Origin of the sequence: Parerythrobacter lutipelagi (assembly GCF_005434975.1) — a bacterium.
In the GTDB taxonomy this organism is placed as follows: domain Bacteria; phylum Pseudomonadota; class Alphaproteobacteria; order Sphingomonadales; family Sphingomonadaceae; genus Parerythrobacter_A; species Parerythrobacter_A lutipelagi.
Window position 1 is genome coordinate 1,274,194 of the sequence record NZ_SKCJ01000002.1, and the last position, 23,059, is coordinate 1,297,252.

The window sequence follows — 23,059 nt, forward strand, 5'->3', positions numbered from 1 at the left end:
TGCAAGATGCACAATTCGGTCCAGGATTTTCACGACGTGGTGCTGCCCGGCGATCCGCCGCTCCATGCCCTTCTCGGCGTGCCGGTCGACGCACTTGGCCTGGTGATTTTCGCGCATGGCAGCGGCAGCGGCAGATTGAGCCCGCGCAACGGCTATGTCGCGCAGCGCTTGCGTGACAGGCGGCTGGCAACTCTCCTGCTGGATTTGCTATCGCATGCCGAGGAACTCGATCGCCGCAATGTCTTCGATATAGTCATGCTCGCCTCGCGCCTCGTCCGGGCGACCGACTGGGCGTCGCACTACGGTGAAACGCGAGAATTGAAGCCCGCCTATTTCGGTTCGAGCACAGGGGCAGGTGCCGCTTTGCGCGCGGCTGCGGGAGACGACCGTATCGCCGCCGTCGTCTCGCGCGGTGGGCGCCCGGACCTTGCCGGCAAACCCGCACTCGCAGCGGTCACCGCACCGACTTTGCTAATCGTCGGTTCGCGCGACGAGCAGGTGATCGAACTGAACCAACACGCGGCATCTTCGCTGCTCTGCCCCCATGAAATCGTGATCGTGCCCAAAGCAGGTCACCTGTTCGAGGAACCGGGGACACTCGATCGGGTCGTCGAACTCGCCGGGGACTGGTTTCACATCAATTTCAACGGAGCGACACGATGAGAGGATCTGTGGTTTTTCGCAATCGGACCGAAGCCGGGCAGGAACTGGCCCGCCGGCTCCGGGACATGCGCCTGCCCGACCCGGTTGTCCTGGCCCTGCCACGCGGCGGAGTGCCCGTCGGTTATGAAGTTGCCAAGGCTCTGGGCGCCCCGCTCGATGTTATTCTGGTGCGCAAGATTGGTGCACCGGGACACGAGGAGTACGGCATCGGCGCAGTCGTAGATGGTTCAGCTCCGAAGACTGTCATCGACGAGGCCACCGCCCGGATGGTCGGAGCAACTCCGGAGTACATCGAGCGCAAGGTCGCGCAGGAACTCGAGCTTATCGAGAGCCGCCGGGAAGCCTATCGAACGGGACCTCCGCTTGCCCTGAAGGGGCGAACCGCAATTCTGGTCGATGACGGCATCGCAACCGGAAACACCGTCATGGTCGCACTGCAGGCCTTTTCGGCGGCCGCCCCGGCACGGGTTGTGCTCGCCGTTCCAGTGGCCCCGCGCGACACCTTGAACCGTCTGAGGAGCTTCTGCGACGAGATTGTCTGTCTCGCCGTTCCAGAGCCTTTTCACGCGGTCGGCGCGCATTACTCCGACTTTGGTCAGACCACCGATGCGGAAGTCGTGCAGCTACTCGCATCGGCGCGTCGCCATATGGCGAGCGAGATACAGGGGTAGGCGGTCAATCGCCCGAGCCCTCGTACAGTCGCTTGACGTCTTCGGCCCGACACAGATCGGTGCCTGGTGTCAGGACAGCTGCAGCGCCGGCCGCGAGCCCGAACCGAAAAGCCTCTTCGACTTGCTTGCCGCTCGCCAGCGCATGAACCATGGCAGCAAGAAAACTGTCGCCCGCCCCGACCGCACTTCTCGTTTCTACGGCGATCGCCGGCAAGCGCAGAGTGCCATCCTGATGCGCCAGCAGCGCACCCTTTTCTGCCATAGTGATTGCCAAAAAGGTCACCTGTCCGCGCCCCACAAGCTCCATCGCGGCGGCTGCGATCGATGTCTCATCGGCGAGTTCGGAACCGATCAGCGCGCGAAATTCGCCGAGGCTTGGCTTGGCGAGGAAAACATGTCCGCCGTCTATCCCGGCCTTCAGCGCATCACCCGACGTATCCAGTACGAAGCGCTGCCCCCGGTCGGCTGCGATGGCCGCTGCCTGGGCATAGAAGTCGGTCGGGACGCCGCGCGGCAATGATCCGCTTGCCACTATATAGTCGTGACGCGCGTCGCCCAGTCGTGAAAGGCATTCGGACCACTCGGATTCAGCGACTATCGGGCCTTCGGGAACAAAGCGGTATTCGTGGCCGGTGCTCCGCTCGTGCACCACTGTACTCACACGCGTTTCACCGCCGATGCTGATGGTCGACCGCACGAGCTGGTGCAGGTCCAGCAAACCGTCGAGTGCGGCACCGGTCGCGCCGCCGGAGAGGTAATAGCAACGGGCGTTTCCGCCCAGTCGCACGAATACCCGCGCCACGTTGATGCCGCCCCCACCCGGGTCGTAATGCTCGCCTCGTGCGCGCATCTTGCGCATGGGCAGAACCTGCTCGACCTCGCACGCGACATCGAGCGTGGGGTTCATGGTCAGCGTTCCGATATCGAACATCACCCTGCCTCCTTCCGGGTACTGCGCGCCTTCCGCGCCTTCTCTGCCGCCGCGACATGCTGTTTCACTGCCAAAAAGCTGTCGGGTGTCACCGAGATCGAGTCGATCCCGCACTCCACCAAAAAGTGCGCGAACTCCGGATCGTCACTCGGTGCCTGCCCGCACAGACCAACCTTGGTGCCGTGGCGGTGTGCCTGTTCGATTACATGGCGGATCATCCATTCGACAGCGGGATCACGCGCATCGAACTGATCGGCGAGCAGCTCGGAATCGCGATCGATGCCGAGCGTCAGCTGCGTCAAATCGTTGCTGCCGATGGAGAACCCGTCGAAGCGCTGAGCGAACTCCCCCGCCAGCACCACGTTGGAAGGGATTTCGCACATCACGTAAACCTCGAGGCCGTTCTCCCCCCGTGTCAGCCCTTCATCGCGCAGAACCGCCAGCACTGCGTCGGCCTCGGCCAACGTCCGGCAAAACGGGATCATGATGGCGACGTTGGTGAAACCCAAATCCTGTCGCAAGTCCCTGATCGCGCGGCATTCCAGAGCAAAACCGGCGCGGTATTGCGGCGAAGTGTAGCGGGCAGCGCCGCGAAAGCCGAGCATGGGGTTTTCTTCCCGCTGCTCGAATTCCTTCCCGCCGATGAGGCCGGCATATTCATTGGTCTTGAAATCGCTCATCCGCACGATCACCGTTCGCGGAAACTGCATTGCGGCTATCCGGGCAAGGCTTTGCGCCAGCTGATCGACGAAGAAGTCACGCCGGTCGGGATATTGCGCGGTCATTCGCTTGATCTGCGCTTTTGCGTCAACGTCTCGAAGGTCGTCGAACTGCACCAGCGCCATCGGATGAATCTTGATCGTGTTGGCGATGACGAATTCCATTCGGGTCAGCCCAACCCCGTCGCTGGGCAATTGCCACCAGCGCGCCGCGGCTCCGGGATCGGCCAGGTTCAGCATGATCCTCGTTTCAGTGTCTGGCACGGAGGCTAGGTCGATCTCCTCGCTCGTCACATCGGCCGATCCCGCATAGACGATGCCCTTTTCGCCGCCGATACAACTGACCGTAACCGCCTCGCCCGAATGCAGGACTTTGGTTGCGTTGCCGGTCCCGACAACGGCAGGCAAACCGAATTCGCGGCTGACGATGGCGGCGTGCGAGGTGCGGCCGCCATGATCGGTCACGATGGCAGCAGCTCGCTTCATGACCGGTACCCAGTCGGGATCGGTGGTCGAAGTGACGAGGACCGAACCGTCGACAAAATCGGCAATGTCTTGCGCAGTCTTGATGAGACACACCGGACCATGGGCTGCGGAACCGCCGATCGCGAGCCCGGTGACCAGCTCCTCGCCGGTACGGGAGAGCGCGTAAGTCCTGAGGGTGCCGGGCGCGATGCGCGAGTGGACGGTTTCGGGCCGCGCCTGGAGAATGAAAAGCTCTCCGTCGGCGCCGTCCTTGCCCCATTCGATGTCCATCGGACGGCCGTAGTGGTCTTCGATCAGAACCGCCCATCGAGCCAGCCGAAGCACCTCCGGATCGGACAAGACGAACGCATCGCGTTCCTCCGGACTGGTCTCGACATTGATCGTCGAAGCGCCGCCGGCCTGAGAATAAACCATTTTGACTGCCTTGGCACCGCACCGACGCGCAATGATCGGGCTGAATTCCCGTTTGCCGAGTAGCGGTTTAAACACCTGCCACGCATCAGGATCGACCGCGCCCTGGACCACATTCTCGCCCAGCCCCCAAGCTCCGTCGATCATCACCACGTCAGGAAAGCCGGTCTCGGTATCGATCGTGAACATCACCCCGGAGCAAGCCTGATCGGCGCGGACCATTCGTTGCACTCCGACCGAGAGCGCGACCGTGCCCTCGGCAAAACCATGCGCAGCGCGGTAAGTGATTGCCCGATCTGTATAGAGCGATGCGAAACAGCGCCGACACGCATCGAGCAGGGCTTCCTCCCCGGATATGTTGAGATATGTCTCCTGCTGTCCTGCAAAGCTCGCTTCTGGCAGGTCCTCGGCCGTGGCGCTTGACCGGACCGCCACCGCGGGCTCGGCTTCGCCCTCTTCCTGGGCCATCTGGATGTAGCCGTCGCAGATCGCCTCGCGCAGTTCCTCCGGCCATTCACCGCCGGAGATGACGGCCCTGATCGCTGCGCCGGTCTTCGCGAGATCGACTTCGCCCGCTTCGAACCGGGCGAAGTGTTGAGAGATCACCGCCCGCAGACCATTGTGTTCGAGAAACAACCCGAACGCGTGCGCGGTGGTGGCAAAGCCGGGTGAAACCGCAATGCCCTTCGGGACGAGCGCGCCGATCAATTCGCCGAGCGAGGCATTCTTGCCCCCGACCAGGCCCACATCCTCTCTGGTTACGTCTTCGAATTTCAGGACGAGAGCGTTTGTCATGTTGGTTCTCCAACCGGCTCGCGTTGCGCCGCTCCGCAGCGAACCAGGACGTGCCGCGTCATGCCCTCCGCAGGGAAGGCGATTGCATCCCCGGCAAAGTCTTCGCCATCGACCACGATTGTGAGCTCGCGTCCCTCGCGGTGACGCGAAACTTCAACGACAATTTTTGCGTCGCCCCGCCGCATGACTGCGCGATATCCTGGCCAATCCGCAGGCAGCGATGGCGCAACGCGCAACTTGCCATCCTCGAGAGTAAGACCGAGCAGGCCTTCAACGCCAAGACGCCATGTCCATGCGGCCGCGCCGGTGTACCAGCTCCACCCGCCCTTCCCGCGATGCGGATGGGCCGAAGCAATATCGCCTGCAATCACATAGGGTTCGATCCTGTAATGCTCGGTGCCTTCGCTGCTGGCAGTTCGCCGGCCCGGGCAAATCATGTGGAATATTTCGAGCGCTTCTTCGGGCTCTCCGCTTTGCGCAAGCGCAAGGCCGAGCCAGGCAGCCGCATGGGAGTATTGCCCGCCATTCTCGCGCAGACCCGGCGGATAGGCGGCGATGTAACCGGGATCGATGGCGCTTCGGTCGAACGGCGGCCACAACAGTCGGGCGAGCCCTGCCTCCCGGTCGATTAGTTCCCCACGCGCGGATTCGATTGCCCGGGCGGTGCGCTGCCGGTCAGCGCCGGCGAACACCGCCCAGCTCTGCGAAATGGAATCGATCCGGCATTCTTCGTTGCGAGCCGAACCAAGCGGATGCCCCTCGTCGTCGTACGCCCGGCGATACCAACTGCCGTCCCAGCCTGCATCCTCGGCGTTACGCCGCCATTCACCGGCCAATCGGGACCAGTGCTCTGATTGATGCACGCGGTCCAATCGTGCTTCGAGATCGGATAGCATGCTCGCAGCCACCGAAGCGAACCAGGCCAGCCAGACGCTCTCGCCGCGGCCATGATCTCCGACACGGTCCATGCCGTCGTTCCAGTCACCAGTACCCATCAGCGGGAGCCCATGAGCGCCGAGAGACACCCGTTCGAGGGCTCGCTCGCAATGTTCGATCAGGGACGCGCTCGTCCCGGAAACCGGGAATTGAGCGTAACGGTCGTTTTCCTGCTGGCCGAGAGGCGGCGCGGAGAGGAACGGCACGCTTTCCTCCAGGATAGCCGCGTCACCGGTCGCGCGGACATAAGTCCCCGCCGCATATGGCAACCATAACAGATCGTCGGAAAAGCGCGTGCGCACGCCGCGATCGGCAGGAGGGTGCCACCAATGCAGCACATCGCCTTCCTCGAACTGGTGGGCGGCACAAGTGAGTATATGCGCTCGGGTTCGTGCGGGATCGCTGGGCAACAACGCGAGCACATCCTGCAACTGGTCGCGGAAACCGATCGCGCCGCTCGCCTGGTAGAAGCCAACCCGGGCCATAATCCGGGAGGAAAGCGACTGGTAGATGAGCCAGTGATTGATCATCGTGTCGAAGACAGGGTCGGGAGTCTCGACCTGGACCGCGCCCAGTCGCTCTTCCCATTTGCCGGCTAAGGCGCTTTCCGCACTCGCGATAGTGGCAGGATCTTTCCACTTCTTGGCCAGAGCAACGGCCTGTGCTTCGCTTTCGCCTTGCCCGAGCAGAAAGGTCACTTCCTGGCTTTCACCCGGTGCCAGATCGAGATGGACCTGGTAGGCGCCGCACGCATCCGGTCCGGCGACTTGCGTGCCGGCAAGACCCCAGCGTCGCAGACCTTCAGGCTCGGCATAACGGCCCTCGCGCCCAAGGAACTCTTCCCGATCCGTCGTAAAGCTGTGTGCTCCGACCGTGGCAGACAGGAAAGCACTGCGCTCGGCGAAATCGGCGTTCCACGGGTTCGACGCGAGCAATACCTGAGCGCTCTCGTCGAACCGGCAGCGGACATGCCGCCGGGACACCGATGGCAGCGAACCCAGCAGCCATTCCGCGTAATAGGTGGCAGTAAGCCTGCGGTTGCGGTCGGTCCTGTTGTGAAGCCGCAAGCGGATCAGTTTAACCGGCGCGTCGGGCGCGGCGAACACCCGTTGCGACTGTTCCAGGCCATGCGAGTTCCTGCGCCAGTCGGAATAACCCAGGCCATGCGTGACCTCGCAGGCACCGTGCTGTCCGGATGGTCCCGGTGTGACCGTCCAGATCGCCACGGTTTCTTCATCGCGCAAATAGAGCGCCTCCGAAGGCGGATCGCAGACCGGGTCGTTGGTCCATGGGGTAAGGCGGTTCTCGCCGCTGTTGATCGACCAGGTGAAGCCGCCGCCAGTCTCGGTCACAAGCGTGCCGAAATCATCGTTGGCCAGTACGTTGGACCAAGGCGCGGGCGTGGTCTGGCCCGGCCCCAGCCGGATGACATATTCGCGGCCATCTGGCGAAAAACTTCCCAGGACCTTGGCCGCCGCCTGGCCGGCATCCTCTGACGGATCCGCGGGCGCAGAGCCATTCTGCGGCAGAGTCGGCAGGATTGGCGGCGGCATGAGCCCGGGGTGCCGGGTGGCAGCGATTTGTTGCCCAAGCGAACCGGCAGTATCATCCAGTATGGCCCAGGCGACCGCCTCCAGCATGCGCACCTGGTCCGCACCGCTCTGGTCCGCAAACAGCAAGTGAATGCCCCCGTTTCGCCCCAGCATGTCGGTCGCGCCCATATCTCTCAGAAGCTCGATCAGTTCGCCGCGCAGCGGTTCGACATAAGCGGAGCCGGTGTTCTGCAAGATCACGAGGTCGACCGGCAAACCTGTGCGCCGCCAGAGTTCGTGCGCGCTTGCCAGAAGCGGCAGCAATGCCTCGTTTCCGCGATTGACGCGCAAGAGAAGGATCGGGAGGTCGCCAGAAAGGGCAAGGCCCCACAGGCTTGATTGTCCGAGCCGGTTCTCCCTGATCCGTGCAGGCTCGGCCCGCAGAGTGCCATGCGGCAGGATCATCAGTGATCCCAGTGTTTGCACCAGCGGAAGATCGGACCCGGCAAGCTTGCAGCGGGCAACGGTGCGGCTTGCCTCCAGTGCCGCGTCCCCGAAGATCCATTCCATAGCCGCGAGCGTCGCATGGCGCTCTGCCACTTCCAGCGCACTTGAGGCACTGGCGGCTACAGCGGTCACGAGGCACATGACCTTCATCTCGCCGGGGCGCAACACGACCTCCCACTGAAGCGCCGAGACCGGATCGAGAGTGAAGCCGCTGGTTCCTGACAGATTCCGCGATGCGCCAAGCGGAGCCTCGAGCGTGCGGCCGCGCCCGATAAAGCCACGGCGGTCCGTCTCGTAACAAAGACCTTCGATCGGTCCGTTTTCGTCGATCGCGAACTGGACCATTGCGGCAGGAGTCTCGCTTGCGCTTCTCGGTGTGCGCGTGAACAACAACCCGCCCATCCGCGGCACATGGTGCCCGGCCACGAAAAGCTTGCTGAAGGCCGGGTGCCGCTCATCCTCCACCGGTCTAGCGAGCACCACTTCGGCATAGCTGGTCAGGCGCAACCGGCGCACACGTGCGGTTTCGTTGATCAGCGTGACCCGGCGAATCTCGATATCCTCGCCGCTCCCGACACACACTTCCTGCCGCAAATCGATGCCGTCGTCCCGGCGATGGAACTCGGCGCAATGGGGCTGAAACTGGACCCGATACTCGTCGGGAATGGCGCCGGTTGGCTGGCGCGTCGCAGACCACAAATTCGCGCTGTCGAGATCGACCAGATAGAGCCATATACCATCCGCCTCGCGCGTCGCGTCGGGGGCAAAGCGTGTCAGGCCCTGTCCCTGCCAGCGAAGAACGCCTGCGCCGCTTTCGCCAATCCAGCTGGACAGGCGGCCGTTGCCGAGCACGTGCATCTGAGGGAAAGGCGTGGCCTCCGGCGTCCACGGTCCGATCGAAGCGGCGTCGACCACGGCAGCGCCTTCTGTGATGGTCTCGAGTCGTTCGATCTCGGGCGGAATCTCGTTGGGGACGCGCTCGCTGAGCAGCAATGAAACAAGTTTCATCTGCGGATTGCGCAGGAATCGGTGGACCATCCGGTCGGCCATGAGCGCATTGGTAATCGCGCACAGGATCATACCTTGATGATGCGCCATATAGGCGACCACGGGCATGAAGCGCTGGGACGCAGGCGCGCGTTCGGGCGTGAAGTCCAGCGCTTCCCACATTCCATAGCGGCCTTGCGCGCCCAGATCGGAAAGCTTCCTCAGGTTCGCCGTGGCTTCTGCGGGAGCGACGGCTAAGGCCAGAGCTGAGGCGTAGGGCGATACCACTTGATCGCGCGCGAGCCCACGTTTGAGGCCGAGACCCGGCGTCCCAAATGCCTGATAGCGATAGCGGTGCTCCGGATCGCGCTCGGCATAGGCGGATTCCGATACGCCCCAAGGGATATCGAGCGAACGGGCATGTCGCTGCTGGATTGCCACCGACACGCGCTCACTCTCTCCGAGCAATGTCTCCGGTTCGCCCCGCAGCAGGAGGCGCGGCATGAGATATTCGAACATCGACCCATTCCACGACACGAGCGAGAGACCGCCCTGTGCGCGCGTCACGGGGCGCTGGAGGTGGAACCAGTGGTCGATTGGCACGTCACGCTTTGCGATCGCGAAGTAGCTTGCCAGACGGGCCTCCGAGGCGAGCAAATCGTAGTGGTGCGTATCCAACCGGCTGGCGGTGACATTGTGGCCGATGTAGAACAGCCGTCGGTCGCGATCATAAAGCCAGCTGAAGTCCATCGACCATGCCAGTGCGACCGCTTTTTCTGCCAGCGCGTGAAGCGCACCGGCTTGGGCAGCTTGCGGCTCGAGATCACGATGCATCTCATCGACATGGTGACGCAGCCGATCCAGCCAGACGAGCATATCACCCATCCGCTCGGTCGCTTCCTCCCCGACGGCATCGACGATCGCCTCGGCGCATTCGGCGAGCTCCAGAAGTTCGCGGTCTCTCATGCGATGGATGCAGGCTGCATGCTCGGCTTCTTCACCCGTCGCAGCGACGACTTTCGCGCGCGAGCGGATTGCACTTACCAGAGCGCGAAGATCGGCCGTTTCGGGAATGTCTGTGGCGGCCTGGTCGAGCAATTCGAAAACATCGTCCAGACCCTGCCAGCGCTGCGCCTCTATCCCGACACCCGAAGCGGCCTGGCGGAGTGTTTCAGCATAGGCGATCAGGCTGACAGCCAGATTCCCGCTATCGACAGTCGAGACATAGCGGGGCTCGAGCGGGCGCAAGTGGCGCGTGTCATACCAGTTGTAAAAATGCCCGCGATACCGCTCCAGCTGGTCCAGCGCGTCAAGCACGTTGCTGCCGCGCGCCAAAAGCTCGGCCCGGCCCAGGAAACCCAGATCCCATGCCGCGGCGGTGGAGACCAGAAGCATTCCGATGTTGGTCGGGGATGTTCGATGACCGATCTCTTCGTGGGGCGGACCTTGATAATTGTCCGGCGGCAGCCAGTTGTCTTCGGGGCCGGCAAACCGCTCGAAGAAATACCAGGTCCTGCGCGCGAGCAACCGGAGGAAATTGCTGTCGCCCTCGTCCAGCGGCCTTGCCTGCGACTGGCGCGGCCGACCGCTGATCAGGGCAATTTCAGGTGCCGCCAGCCAGACCGCGAGCAACGGAAGTGCAACCGGCAAGGCGCTTGGCCGCAGCACGGCCAGCATCACGCCGATGACAGCCGCCAATACCGATCCCAACCACATTTCGCGCCACACGAGTATGCGCGCGCTTTGTTGCGCCATGCGCGAGGCGACGTGCGCAGCTGCCGTCCATTCAAGCATGTTGCGGCCGCTGACGAATGTGCGCCACAAGGTAATCACGATCGCGTGCAGCGAAAGCACCGCCTCGTTCATGAGATAGACGATCAGTTGCAGCCAGCGCCCCGTCTGGTCCGCCAGCTGCGCACGCAAGCCGAAGGTGGCCCCCAGCCGCCGTCCGCGTGCCATCCCGCTCACAATATCGGTCATCAGTTGCCAACCGGGTGCAAGGATGACGAGAGCGGTCCAGAACAGCGGGTTCCCCGGAAGCACGAACCATCCGGCAATAGCCATCAGCACGAGCCCGGGGGCGACCAGACTACGGCGTAGATTGTCCAGCATCTTCCACCGGTCAATCCCGCTGATCCGGCTGATCAGCCGCGTTCCATCCGGCCCGGGGACACGCGGCCAGAGCCACGCAAGAAGTTGCCAGTCGCCGCGGATCCAGCGGTGCAGCCGGCGGGCGTATTCGGGATAGCTGGTCGGAAAGCCTTCATAGAGCACAATGTCTGTCGCCAGGGCGGCGCGGCCGTGCGCCCCTTCGAACAGGTCGTGGCTCAAGATGCGGTTTTCCGGCACACGACCGTCCACCGCCGCATGAAAGGCATATACGTCGTAGATCCCCTTGCCCACGAAGATGCCTTCGCCGAACAGGTCCTGATAGACGTCCGAGACGGCGCGGCTGTAAATGTCGATGGCCGTGTCGCCGGTGAACAGTCTTGTAAAAAGGCTGCGATTGCCCGCCTGCGGTGAAATCTCCACTCGTGGCTGGATCAGCGCATATCCACGCTCGACCTTGCCGGTTCCGGGATCAAAACGCGCACGATTGAGCGGGTGGGAAAGCGTTCCGACAAGCCGTGCGACAGCGCCCGGTGGCAGCATGGTATCGGCATCCACTGTCACAACGTAGCGGATGTCTTCCAGCGCCTCCCGGTTTCCGATGTGTCGCGTGAACCCGCCCCAGTCTCCTTCGACCAGCAGCCGGTTGAATTGCTCGAGCTTTCCGCGCTTGCGTTCCCAGGCAATCCAGCAGCCTTGCGACCGATTGAACCGGCGCGAACGCAAAAACAGGTGGAACGGCCCTTTCGAAGGCCCGTCGCCATGGAGACGATTGAGGTCACCGATAACCCTGGCAAGCTCCTCCTCGATTGCCTCATCCTGCGGTGTGCTTTCGCTTGATGCGTCTGCCGGATCGGCCAGCAGGGCCACTTGCAACCCTGGGTCGGAATTTGCGAGCCAATGTGTTTCGAGCTGTCGGCCAAGGTCGGCGGCTTCCTCGGCTGCGCAGACCAGCACCGGAACTGCGACGATACATGCTGCGTCCCGCGGCAGTCCTTCCCGGCAATCGATCTTCGGTAGCACGGTCGGGGGGACGACGCGCGTGATCGTCCAGTGGACCGCGGTGATTGCGAGCACAGAGGCCGGTACCGTGCTCACCAGCATGGCGCCGATCCAACCGGCAAGGGACGCGCCGACCAACGCGAGATAAAGCGCGGGCAAGATCATAGTCGCGAGACCACTCGAGAGAATTGCTATCGCGTAGAATTTTCCGGGATGCCTCCCGACCATACGGCGAAGGCGCTGCTCCATGTGAAGCGCGGCTCCAAGTTCGCGTTCCAGTTCGGCGCGGCCCCGATCAATCAGCCAGTACCCGACATGGCTCTCCGCTCGATCATCATGGCTCAGACGCGCCCGTTGGACGACCATTTCGGCGATCTCGATTTCGTCGCGACTGCTGGCCTGCGCCAATTGCTCGACGGCATCGCGGTAACGGTCGCGGGTTTCGAAATCCATGTGAGCATAGTGCTGTGTCGGATCGCGGGCCAATATGGCTTCCACGAGGCTGACCCGATCAAAGAAGTCATCCCACGGGATTGCGGCGACGCTGGCGAGATTCGAGATTGACCGCGCAGTCCGTTCGGTCGCGTCGAGCGACAGCGTTTCCTGACATGCGTCGTTCGGTTGAAAAGGCAGATCAGGCAAGTTTGGCAAGAGCGAAACAAGGGAAGTCATGAGCTGCTCGATGCAGGCCACACGGAGCATAGTGGGCAGCGCCCATATCTCTGCGATGTTCAGCGGAAAATGGTCCTGATAGGCCTCGACGAAGGTAGCCAGACTGGCGGTCGAGACCTGCATATGGCTGACCCGCAGATACGCGATCGCCACGGCATGAATTCGCGGAACCCTGCGCTGGTCAGAATGCAGCGCGGGCAGTTGCCGATAGAAATTCATGGGCAGGTCTTCGTCGATACGCTGCAGAGCGCGAAAGACCTGATAATCGTTGTCGAGCAGCCACTCGGCCGCCTTTTCGGCACCCGGCGGGGGATCGACCGAAGCCTGCCGCACCGCCTTCAGCCAAAGCTTGGTCCGGGGCACTTCCCGCAACAGCGCAATAGGTTCCGGCGAGGATCCAGCGAGCCTGTGTTGCGCAGCCAGATCGTGTGCCGCTTGCTTCAGCGGCGTTTCCAGATCGAGTGACGCCGTCACCCGTCGAAGCGGAACGCGGACTGATTTCGGCAGTCAGCTACTTCCGGACCGAAGCTGCAGCGCAGATTCGGCCTGACGATCAGTAGCGGGGTCGGGGAATGACCTGCGAGGTACTCGGCAACACTGCCGCAGGCGACATCGCTCAGGCCGGTGACGCCGTGCGAAGCCATGACGATAAGATCGATTTGCTCGCTGACCGCGACGTCCCGCAAAATCGAACGCGGATCACCGGGTCCACGAATGATCGTACGCACCCCGACCCCATCCTCCTGACTTCGGCGGCGCAGCGTTTCCAGGTGCTCGATGCCGCACCGCTCCCTGTGCTTGTGCAGTTCGCTGCTGAGATGATGGATCTGCCCGCCCTGCCCCTTTCCGTTAAGTTCCAATTGCGGCACGACATGGACAAAAATCAGGTCCGCCCCGTGCGTTCGCGCGATCCGGCGAGCGACGGGCAGAACCGCGTCGCCGCGATCCGATCCGTCGACCGGAACCAATATCCTGCGATAACCGGCGTCGCGCTCAGATCCGGGCGGGATCAGCAACAGTGAGTGTTCGCCGCGTTCCAGAAGCGACATTGCGGTGGAACCCAGCCCTTTTCCATCCTCACTGCGACGCCGGCCTGTCGCCAGCATGGTCCCGCCATGCTCCAGCGCCCAATCGGAAAGTTCCTGGGCCGGCGCGCCGGCCAGCAGGACGCTGTTGGCAACGACTTGCGTCTCCTTGCGACCTGCGAAGTGCCGCAGGCTGTCTTGTTGCGCCCGCCGGCGCAGCTGCCATTCGATCGGGTCGGCCGGAGATGCGAACTGGCCAGGTGCGTCGATCACCCGCGCAAAGGTGACCTCAAGGCCAAGACTGCAGGCGATTGCCAAGGCATGCGACGATATCGAGCGCGCCATTTCGCCGTCATCGATGCAGGCGATAAGACGCGGTACACTGTTTTCCGCCCGCAAGTTTGCTCGCGACGATGCCCGCGTGTGAAAAGAAGCGGGGGCGGCTCGCGGCCCGGTCTCTACATAATCTCTGGACTGACTCGCGATCACAACGAACTCCTCGAAAAATTGGAGGCGGAAGTGATTCTCCCGCCATTTCATCAAGGATGGGATCGGGCCGGGAGGCAGCCTATACGGAACCCTCCGTAAGTGGGTCAGTCAGGACACTTACGGATGGAAACCGGCCGCCTGCCTCTGCGAGGCTGGGTCATCATGCATTCGACTGGATTTCCGGGCAGCGCGCCACCCCTGCCCCGCGCAGGACAGACGGATAACTGTCGGTGAGTCCCTTTCCGCTTGCCCTGCTGGTTCTTTTTTTCGGCCTTGCGGCAGGCGCAGTCTGGTGGGCAGGCACGCGGCTGCCACGCTATGTCGTCGCACTCAGCGACAAAACCGGCCTCGGACAGGGGTTTGCGGGGATGCTCGTTCTTGGCGGAATCACCTCGCTGCCTGAACTCACGACCGCGACGACTGCTGCGGCAATCGGTGCACCGCTCTTGGCCATGAACGATGTCCTGGGAAGCGCGGCCTTCAATGTCCTGCTTCTCGCAGTGGCAGACATGCTCCTCGGTCCACGCCCTTTGACATCGGTTGTCGCACGGCCCGTGACCCTGATTCAGGGCGTCTCGGGAATGATGGTCCTGGCGCTCATTATCGCCGCCATAACCGCTGACGGTCGCGCGCCTTTGGCCGGTTCCTACATCTGGCCGATCATCATATTCGTGGCGGCACTCGGTTCGATCCACATCGCCGACCGGGCCGAGCGCCGGCCAATGTGGCAGGTGATCAACCAGCCGGAGCTCGCTTTCACAGAAGCCGCAAAGCAGCGCGACATCGGATGGCATCGCCTGCTGCTCTGGCTCGCTGGTTTGGCCCTGATCATCCTCGCTGCCGGGGCGATCCTGGCCGCGACCGCGACGCAGATTGCCGGACAAACCGGGATCGGCGGAAGCTTGATGGGTTTTCTCTTCGTTTCGGCGGCGACGTCGCTGCCGGAATTTTCCGCCATCATCGGGGCCATCCGCCACAAGCGCTACGAACTCGCGATCGGTGAAGTATTCGGGTCCAACCTGTTCAACTTTGCCCTGATCCTGGTCATCGAAGTGGTGGCCTCAGGTGACCCGGTCCTCATGCGGGCGGGCGCATTCGAGGCGATGGCCGCGTTGCTTGCGCTGCTGATGTCAGGGGTCTTCGTGCTCGGACTGGTCGAGCGCCGGGATCGCACGATCTTTCGCATGGGCGAAGATTCGCTCGCCGTTCTGCTGGTCTACGCGGTTGGCCTCGCCTTTCTTCTGGGTGTGTCGCCGGTTCTCTGACAGGCTGCAACGCGGGTCGCTGGAATAAGGAATGTTGCGTAACGCGCAGACGGGATTCTCCGCCTTAGGCTCGACCTATGCCACCTGCGGTCAAAACCCAGCCAGCGCCCGGACGCGAGACCGCCTTTGTGGGCGACAATTTGCGCAAGATCTACGTTACCGGGGAGACTGAAGTTCAAGCCTTGCGCGGAGTCGATCTCGAGATTTTCGCGGGCGAAATACTGGTCCTTCTCGGCCCCTCCGGTAGCGGCAAGTCGACTTTGCTCAACATCGTCGGCGGTCTCGACCGGCCCACTTCGGGCCGGCTGTGGTATCGCGACACGCAGTTGACCTCGCTCGACGATGCTGACCTGACTCGCTTCCGGCGGAAGAATATCGGCTTCATTTTCCAGTTCTACAATCTCATTCCAAGCCTCACTGCGGAGGAAAACGTCAGGCTGGTCACCGATATTTCGGAGGATCCCATGTCCGCAGAGGAAGCCCTCGACCTCGTCGGCCTCGCACCTCGTCGCCACCATTTTCCGGCCCAGCTGTCCGGCGGCGAGCAACAGCGGGTGGCGGTGGCAAGGGCGATTGCAAAACGCCCCGGCGTCCTGCTGTGCGACGAGCCTACCGGTGCTCTCGACAGCGCGACCGGAGTGAGAGTGCTTGAAACGCTGGCCGAGGCGAACCGCGAACTCGGGACGACCTTGATCCTCATCACCCACAATGCCGGCATTGCCGCCATGGCCGACCGGGTGTTCAACTTCCTCGATGGCCGAATTGCGTCGATCCAGACCAACGACACGCGCATATCTGCTGCGGAGATGGTCTGGTGAACGCTTTGAACACCAAGCTCCTGCGCGACCTGTGGCGGCTGCGCGGACAGGCCTTCGCGATCGGATTGGTGATCGGGGCCGCGATGGCGACTTTCGTCATGGCGATGGGCGTCCATCATTCACTCACGCAGACGCGCGACGCCTATTATGATCGATACCAGTACGGCGATGTCTTCGTCAGCATGACCAGGGCCCCGCGCAGCGTCGCGGGACGGGTCGAGGCAATCGAAGGCGTCGCGGTGGCTGAAGGCCGGATCGAGCAGTTCGCCACGCTCGAATTGCCCGGACGGATCGAGCCGATCCGCGCAATCATCAACTCAGTGGCAAGCGGCGGCGAAAGCAGGCTCAACAACCTGGTTATCCTGCGCGGACGCGGGCCAGTGATCGACAATGAGGCGGAAGTGGTGATCGACAAGGCCTTTGCCGACGCCAACGACATCGAGCTCGGCGCGCGGATTGACGCAGTCATTTACGGCAGCCACAGCCGACTGGAAGTGGTCGGCATAGGCCTTGCCCCGGATTACATCTGGTCGATTGCACCGGGTGAACTGGTCCCCGATGCCAGCCGCTTCGGAATATTCTGGATGGGCGAGAAAGCGCTTGAGGCAGCTTCGGGCCGCACGGGCGCCATCAACGCGCTGTCGCTCAGACTGGAGCACGGCGCGCGCGAGCCGGAGGTTATCCGCCATGTCGATAGCATCGTGGCACAATATGGCGGCACCGGAGCGGTCGGGCGTCAGGACCATGTCTCCAATGCTTTCCTGACGAGCGAGCTCGACCAGCTCGAGGCGATGACTACGATCATCCCGCCGATCTTCCTGCTGGTCTCGACCTTCCTCGTTTATGTCGTCCTCGGACGCACCATCCGCACCGAGCGAGAGGAAATCGGCCTTATGAAGGCATTCGGTTACGGCAACGGTGCCATCGGCTGGCATTATCTCAAGTTTGCCATAGCCGTCGCCCTCATCGGGATCGCGATGGGATCGGCAGTGGGCTGGTGGATGGGCCTTTCCATGACCGAGCAATATGCCGAATACTACCGGTTCCCTTTCCTGTTTTACCAGGTGTCGACCAATGTCTTCGCGACGGGCGCCGCTCTCGCGCTCGGTTCCGCGGCCATCGGAGCGATCGGCGGAGTACGCGCAGCTGTTTCACTTACACCGGCCGTCGCAATGTCGCCTCCGCCCCCGCCGATCTATCGCGCTGGTCTTATCGAGCGCTTGGGCAGCTGGGCGAAGCTGTCTTCGGTCGGCAACATGATCGTCCGGCACATCGCACGCTGGCCGGGACGATCGGCGGTGACCGTTTTCGGAGTGGCGCTTTCGCTCGGCCTGCTGTTCGCGACAATCCAGTTCATCGACAGCTCGCGGGCCATGCTGGACAACTACTTCTTTCGCGCGCAGCGACAGGATCTTTCCGTGACTTTCATCGAGCCGCAGAACGAGAAGATCCTGACGGAACTGGCGTCGCTGCCAGGCGTCATAAGAGTCGAGGCTGCGCGTGCGGTTCCGGTATTGCTTCGCAACGGCGCCCGGTCCGAACGCGTTGCGATCGAATCTGCCGGTGAAACTGACCGGCTGACGGCACGGGTGGATGCGAACGGTTACGAGGTCCCCATCCCCGCTTCCGGACTGATGCTGAGCCGGTCGCTTGCTGCCAAGCTGGACCTTTCTCCCGGCGACCGGACGCAAGTCGAGTTGCTGGGTGGCAGGCAGACCGAAACGACGTTGACCGTCGCCAGCATAATCGACGAGCTGATCGGTACGCGGGCCTATGCAACGCCTGAAGCCTTGACCCATCTGACGCGCGACGGAACCCCCGTGGGTAGCGCAAACCTGTTGATCGACCCGCTCTACCGCGACGAGCTGATCGCCGAATTGGGCGACATGCCTCAAGTCCTTGGCTTGACCGAGCGCGATGCGGCGATGAATCTGTTCGAGGAAATCATCGAGGAGAATATCATGTCGATGATGGGTTTCTACATTTCCTTTGCGGCGGCGATCGCGGTCGGCGTTGTCTACAACAGTGCGCGTATCCTGTTCTCAGAGCGCGCGCACGAACTCGCCACCATGCGCGTGCTGGGGTATCATCGCAGCGAAGTCGGCCTTGTCCTGCTGGGAGAACTGGCGCTGCTGGTCGTGGTTGCCGTGCCGGTCGGATGCCTGACCGGTTACTGGCTCGCGCAACTGATGGTGACAATGTTCAGCTCAGATCTCTTTCGGCTGCCTTTTGCACCGGATAGGTCAAGCTACGGCTTTGCCTCTCTGGTGATCCTCGCCGCAGCCGGTGCAACCGCGCTGATCGTTGCGCGGCGGGTGGCGCGGCTGGATATGGTCCGCGTGTTGAAGGCGCGCGACTGATGTGGGAGCGGATCAGGAGCTGGCGTTGGGCCATGGCAATCACGACACTGCTGGTGGGCGGCCTCGCCTACAGCTTCTGGCCGGAAGCGGAGGCGGTCGATCTCGGAACCGTAAGCAAGGGACTGATGGAGGTCGGCCTGACCGATGACGGGGTCACGCGCGTGCACGATCTCTACACGGTCACTGCCCCGGTGACCGGCTATCTCACTCGAATCGAGCTCGAACCGGGAGACGAGGTTGTCGCCGGCCGGACAATTATCGCCCGCATGGCAGGAGCCCCCTCGCAGCCGCTCGACAGGCGCAGCCGGGCAGAGATTGGCAACGCTGTTTCGGCGTCTCGGGCCGGCGAGGCCAGCGCTGCTGCTGCGCTAACGCTTGCGGAAGCAAATCTGGAGCGCGCTGAAGCGCTGGCGGAACGCGGTTTTCTGTCCAAAGCCGACCTTGATGCGCGCCGTGCCGCCGCCTCCTCGGCCCGCAGTGAACTCGCCCGCAACCGAGCCGAAACGCGTCGCCTGCGTAGCCTGCTGACCGAACCCGCCGCCGCCGGCACGCCATCAGGCGGTAGCATCGCGGTCCGTTCGCCGGAAAGCGGCGTCGTTCTGAGGCGGCTTGTCGAGAGCGAAGGCGTGGTGGGACAGGGCGCGGCGCTTGTCGAGATCGGTGATCCGGCGCGGATCGAAGTTGTCGCCGATCTTCTCTCGCGCGAGGCAGCGCAGATCGAACCGGGGGATGCCGTCAAGATCACCCGGTGGGGCGGAGACGGAGCATTGCCCGGCCGGGTCCGCCGTATCGAACCATTCGGCCAGCTCAAGATTTCCGCACTGGGAATTGAGGAGCAACGCGTCAATGTCATTATCGACTTTGCGCCGGAAGCTGCGAAGCAGGTCGCGCGACTCGGCCATGGTTACCAGATCGATGCCACGGTCATCCTGTGGCAGGCCTCCGATGCCCTGCGCGTACCGGTCGGCGCATTGTTCCGGGGCGGTAACGGCGGGTGGCAGGTGTTCGTCGAAGAAGGCGGCAAAGCACGCTTGCGCGATATCAGGATCGGCCAGCTGAACGAGGATTTCGGCGAGGTCCTCGAAGGGCTCGAGCAGGATCAGCGGGTCGTGCTCAACCCGTCGGGCAATATCGAGGACGGCACGAGGATTGCGCCCCGCGACTAGCGCTCGCCGGGATAGACCACGCGCGGGCCGATACGCTCGATCACCTCGCGTGCGTCGAAGGATCGCAAATTTCCGTTTGGCAGCGGGCCATCGCCCAGCCGGATTTCGGCAATCGCCTCGAAGCGTTCAACCTCGCGGATGTCGACGTGGTCGGTCCAGAAGGAATGGCCGTAATATGGGTACCATGGGCGCCAGCCGCGCCGGTCGTAGTAACGCCAGTAGGGCCGCCAATAGCCATAGTAGGTGTGAAACCAGGGATCGTAGAGCGGGTCGCGCCTGGCCGTCCGCTGGACATCATGTTCCACCAGACGGTCCTCGATGACGAACCATCTGTGCCCCTGTTCGAGTGTCAATTCGGCGGCGCGAAACAGAAGGTAGCTTTCCACCTGCTCGCGAGAGGTCAGCGAATTGCCCGCAAATGACACACGGAAGCGGTTCTCGCTCAGTTGCTGATCGCTATAGCCGCCGGCAATCCTGTTGGCCGATGAGAGAGGCTGGTAAGGCGTGCTGGTGGAAACGCAGCCAGTTGTCACCAGCAGGCCGACCACTAGGGCTGCCAGTGCAGCTTTGCGGGTTTTTCGGCGCATGGTATTTCTCCCCGACAAATGGACATGGGAGCATTGTCGGCAATGGCCATGGGTCACTCCATAAGTAATGTTCCGGTGGCTGGCGCTTGGCGTCCAAGCCACCATTTTGCAGCGTCGGTTGCCAGAAGCACTGCCAGGGCGGCAGCAAGGCTCTGCAGTGCAACTTCGATCCCGATCGGGCTGACGCCGAGGAGCTTCTGTGTCAGCGGCACATGTTGAGCAGCAAGATGCAGCAGGAGAGCCGTGCTTAGTCCTGCGAATAGCCACCCGTTTTCGGGAGGATGCCACCGCCAGAATGGCAGATGCAGGTTTCGCACACTCAGGAGGAAGGCGTTCTGGAAAACAACGACCAGAAAGAGGACCGCATTGCGGGCTTCGTCCACGCTTTTGCCCGCCGCGAGATGCTCCGCCATCAACCAGACCGCCACCAACGTCATGACCAGCGTTCCGGGCAGCATCAGAATGAGAGCATCGCGATCGATCAGTGAGGACAACTTGCTCCTCGGTGCCTGGCGCAGTTCGTCGCCCTCGCCCTTGCCGAAGCCCAGCGTCACGTCCTGCATGCCATTCGTAACGAGGTTCAACCAGAGCAGTTGAACCGGCGTGAGCGGCATCGGAAGGCCGGCGGCAAGCGCCGCGATGAACATGAGAATTTCCGCCAAGCCCGTCGCCAGCATGAAGATCACGATCTTGCGAATATTGAGGAAGGTCACCCGGCCTTCTTCGATCCCCGCAAGGATGGTCGCGAAATTGTCGTCGGCGATGACCAGATCCGAGGCGGCCCGGGCCACATCGGTCCCGCCCTTGCCCATCGCCACACCGATGTCTGCTGCGTGCAGAGCTGGACCATCGTTCACCCCATCACCGGTGACCGCCACGATATGACCGCTGCGCTGCAAGGCGGTTACGATGGCCAGCTTCTGCGCCGGTTCGATGCGCGCAAAGATTTCCGCTTCCTCCACTGCCTCGATGAAAGACCGGCTGCCCTCCTGCATGCGGGCGAGATCGGCCCCCGTGGTGACGTGTTCGCCGCCCTCATCGAGGGCCAGCTGCTTGGCGATCGCCAACGCCGTGGTTGGATGGTCGCCGGTTATCATGCGAACGGATATCCCCGCCTCACGGCACTTTGCGATCGCCTCGACCACGCCAAATCGCAGAGGGTCCGACAAGCCCACAAAGCCCAACAGCCGGAGCCCGTGCAGACGGTTGGAGATGGGTCCGGAGCTTTGCGAAAATTTTCCATCCGCCAGCACCAGCACACGGTATCCATCGCGCGCGATCCGCTCGGCCAGGTCCAGCACATCGTCGGGAAGGTCGGAGCACATAGCCAGAACCGTCTCGGGCGCCCCCTTCACTACGAGACGACTGCCATCGGGCAAATCCGCTTCGACCGCTGCAAATCTGGCAACCGGTTCATAGGGCACGATGCCCAGTCGGTGAATGCCGAGCAATTTCTCCGGGTCATTGCCCGTTTCGCGCGCAAGGTCGAGCAACGCAATATCGACCGCATCGCCTACCGGGCTGCCTGTGTCTGTTAGATGGGCTTCATTACAGATTGCGGCCGCACAGCCGATTTCGCCGAGAATTTCATGGCGCGTCCCATCCAGCCATTGCTCGCGATCTACCGTCGTTCCGTCAGGCAGTACGATCCGATTGACGGTCAATCGGTTGAGCGTCAGGGTCCCCGTCTTGTCGGTGGCAATCAGCGTGCAGGATCCCAGACCTTCGACCGCAGGAAGCGCCCGGACGATGACGTTGCGATCGGCCATGCGGCTGGCGGCGGCGGACAAGGCAATAGTGACCGCGATCGGCAGGCCTTCGGGAATCGCGGCAACGGCAAGCGCGATCGCAAGCAGCACGATCTCGCGCCACCCTTCTCCCTGCAGCGCGAGCAACAGCGAGAGCACGAGAATCAGAGACACGGTCGCCGCGGCAATGCGCTGTGCAAGTTTGGCCATCCGCCTGACCAAGGGGGTATCGACAGCGCTGCGAGCACTGTCGGAGAGCATCGATCCGATACCGGCGAGCAAAGTTGCCTGTCCAGTTGCGGCGACCACCCCCGCCCCGCGCCCTTCAACCACGATCGTACCGGCGTGAGCCATGTTCCGCCGGTCGCCAGCGACAGTCCCCGGGTCGAGAACGAGAGCCGCATCCTTCACGACAGGCAAGGATTCACCGGTGAGGGAGCTTTCATCGATATGGAGGCCATGAGCGTCCACCAGGCGCAGGTCGGCAGTTACCTTCATCCCGCTTTCCAGCTCGACGATATCACCGGGTACGATCTCGACGGAAGGGATTTCCTGTATCGATCCCTCGCGTCTGACCCGGGCAACCTGAGGGACCAGATCGCGCAAGGCACGCGCGCCGGCGTCGGCCTTGAACTCCTGATAACTGCCGACCAGCGCATTCGAGATCAGAACTCCGAAAATGAACAGCGCGTCCCATCGATCTCCGATGGCAAGTGAGAGCGCGCCAGCAAAAACAAGGAGATAAATCAGGGGGCTGGCAAACTGTCGCAGGAATATCGCCAAGAGTCCGACCTGGCTCGGCTGCGGCAGCACGTTGGGTCCGCCGGTGAGGAGGCGCCGTTCCGCATCAGTGTGACTGAGTCCGCTATACGAAGCGTCGAGCTTTGCGAGCGCGTCCATTGCGCCGACTGCATGCCAGCCACCAACAGCGGGTGGCTCCTCACGCGGAACGGGAGATTTCTTCCAAGAGCCTTTCACATGCGTCACCCGGACCCATCGCTATTCAGCGGCACATGTCACGCTCGATCCACAATTGCGCCCCTGCAAAACCCGGCAGGCAACTCGGATGCGTCTCGAACTTCGGTCATGGATTGTCACCTGGTTTGGAATGCGGAGCCTGCCCTGGCAACCTGGGTGCAACTATCCGTAAATGCCCTAGGTCGGCGGTCAGCAACCGCTC

The 23,059-nt window shown here is 62.7% G+C and carries 12 protein-coding genes; 6 read left to right on the forward strand and 6 right to left on the reverse strand.

The features are described 5' to 3' along the window. Positions 1-6: 6 nt before the first annotated feature. Positions 7-663 (forward strand): dienelactone hydrolase family protein, encoded by a 657-nt coding sequence (locus E0502_RS14465; RefSeq protein WP_204517966.1) that lies wholly within the window; start codon positions 7-9, stop codon positions 661-663. Further along, positions 660-1,334 (forward strand): phosphoribosyltransferase, encoded by a 675-nt coding sequence (locus E0502_RS14470; protein ID WP_137678677.1) that lies wholly within the window; start codon positions 660-662, stop codon positions 1,332-1,334. Before E0502_RS14465 ends, E0502_RS14470 begins: the two co-directional genes overlap by 4 nt. A 4-nt stretch (positions 1,335-1,338) precedes the next feature. Here the strand turns inward: E0502_RS14470 and E0502_RS14475 are convergent, their stop codons facing one another. Genes E0502_RS14475 through E0502_RS14490 form a run of 4 tightly spaced genes read right to left on the reverse strand, consistent with a single transcriptional unit; the run spans position 1,339 to position 13,845 of the window. Then, entirely contained in the window at positions 1,339-2,265 is a 927-nt protein-coding gene (locus tag E0502_RS14475; RefSeq protein WP_137678678.1) for a 1-phosphofructokinase family hexose kinase, read from the reverse strand. Continuing rightward, positions 2,265-4,676: a phosphoenolpyruvate synthase gene (gene ppsA / locus E0502_RS14480; protein ID WP_137678679.1), complete on the reverse strand. Its 2,412-nt coding sequence runs from the start codon at positions 4,674-4,676 to the stop codon at positions 2,265-2,267. The genes E0502_RS14475 and ppsA overlap by 1 nt, the downstream gene beginning before the upstream one ends. Next, positions 4,673-12,895 (reverse strand): GH36-type glycosyl hydrolase domain-containing protein, encoded by an 8,223-nt coding sequence (locus tag E0502_RS14485; RefSeq protein WP_137678680.1) that lies wholly within the window; start codon positions 12,893-12,895, stop codon positions 4,673-4,675. The genes ppsA and E0502_RS14485 overlap by 4 nt, the downstream gene beginning before the upstream one ends. Next, positions 12,892-13,845, reverse strand: a complete 954-nt coding sequence (locus E0502_RS14490) for a universal stress protein (protein WP_204517969.1) — start codon at positions 13,843-13,845, stop codon at positions 12,892-12,894. Before E0502_RS14490 ends, E0502_RS14485 begins: the two co-directional genes overlap by 4 nt. A gap of 320 nt (positions 13,846-14,165) precedes the next feature. Between E0502_RS14490 and E0502_RS14495 the strand changes: the two genes are divergently transcribed. The 4 genes from E0502_RS14495 to E0502_RS14510 all read left to right on the forward strand — a co-directional run bounded on the left by E0502_RS14495 (position 14,166) and on the right by E0502_RS14510 (position 19,544). Beyond that, positions 14,166-15,200: a sodium:calcium antiporter gene (locus E0502_RS14495; RefSeq protein ID WP_240049131.1), complete on the forward strand. Its 1,035-nt coding sequence runs from the start codon at positions 14,166-14,168 to the stop codon at positions 15,198-15,200. A gap of 77 nt (positions 15,201-15,277) precedes the next feature. Then, positions 15,278-16,018: an ABC transporter ATP-binding protein gene (locus tag E0502_RS14500; RefSeq protein WP_137678683.1), complete on the forward strand. Its 741-nt coding sequence runs from the start codon at positions 15,278-15,280 to the stop codon at positions 16,016-16,018. Beyond that, positions 16,015-18,378: an ABC transporter permease gene (locus tag E0502_RS14505; protein ID WP_137678684.1), complete on the forward strand. Its 2,364-nt coding sequence runs from the start codon at positions 16,015-16,017 to the stop codon at positions 18,376-18,378. Before E0502_RS14500 ends, E0502_RS14505 begins: the two co-directional genes overlap by 4 nt. 32 nt (positions 18,379-18,410) lie before the next feature. Next, positions 18,411-19,544 carry an efflux RND transporter periplasmic adaptor subunit gene (locus tag E0502_RS14510; protein ID WP_240049133.1) on the forward strand — a complete coding sequence of 378 codons (1,134 nt, stop codon included), beginning with the start codon at positions 18,411-18,413 and terminating at the stop codon, positions 19,542-19,544. Here the strand turns inward: E0502_RS14510 and E0502_RS14515 are convergent. Both E0502_RS14515 and E0502_RS14520 read right to left on the reverse strand, forming a co-directional pair. Continuing rightward, positions 19,541-20,131 carry a CC0125/CC1285 family lipoprotein gene (locus tag E0502_RS14515; protein WP_204517971.1) on the reverse strand — a complete coding sequence of 197 codons (591 nt, stop codon included), beginning with the start codon at positions 20,129-20,131 and terminating at the stop codon, positions 19,541-19,543. The genes E0502_RS14510 and E0502_RS14515 overlap by 4 nt on opposite strands. Before the next feature lie 53 nt (positions 20,132-20,184). Continuing rightward, positions 20,185-22,866, reverse strand: coding sequence for a cation-translocating P-type ATPase (locus E0502_RS14520; protein WP_338047331.1), 2,682 nt, complete (start codon positions 22,864-22,866; stop codon positions 20,185-20,187). Positions 22,867-23,059 lie beyond the last annotated feature (193 nt).

Bases quoted from the DNA above. Each gene is read 5' to 3' on its own strand.
- E0502_RS14475 (WP_137678678.1), bottom strand. From the start codon at position 2,265: ATGTTCGATATCGGAACGCTGACCATGAACCCCACGCTCGATGTCGCG.
- ppsA (WP_137678679.1), bottom strand. From the start codon at position 4,676: ATGACAAACGCTCTCGTCCTGAAATTCGAAGACGTAACCAGAGAGGAT.
- E0502_RS14515 (WP_204517971.1), bottom strand. From the start codon at position 20,131: ATGCGCCGAAAAACCCGCAAAGCTGCACTGGCAGCCCTAGTGGTCGGC.
- E0502_RS14510 (WP_240049133.1), top strand. From the start codon at position 18,411: ATGGCAATCACGACACTGCTGGTGGGCGGCCTCGCCTACAGCTTCTGG.
- E0502_RS14465 (WP_204517966.1), top strand. From the start codon at position 7: ATGCACAATTCGGTCCAGGATTTTCACGACGTGGTGCTGCCCGGCGAT.
- E0502_RS14470 (WP_137678677.1), top strand. From the start codon at position 660: ATGAGAGGATCTGTGGTTTTTCGCAATCGGACCGAAGCCGGGCAGGAA.
- E0502_RS14500 (WP_137678683.1), top strand. From the start codon at position 15,278: ATGCCACCTGCGGTCAAAACCCAGCCAGCGCCCGGACGCGAGACCGCC.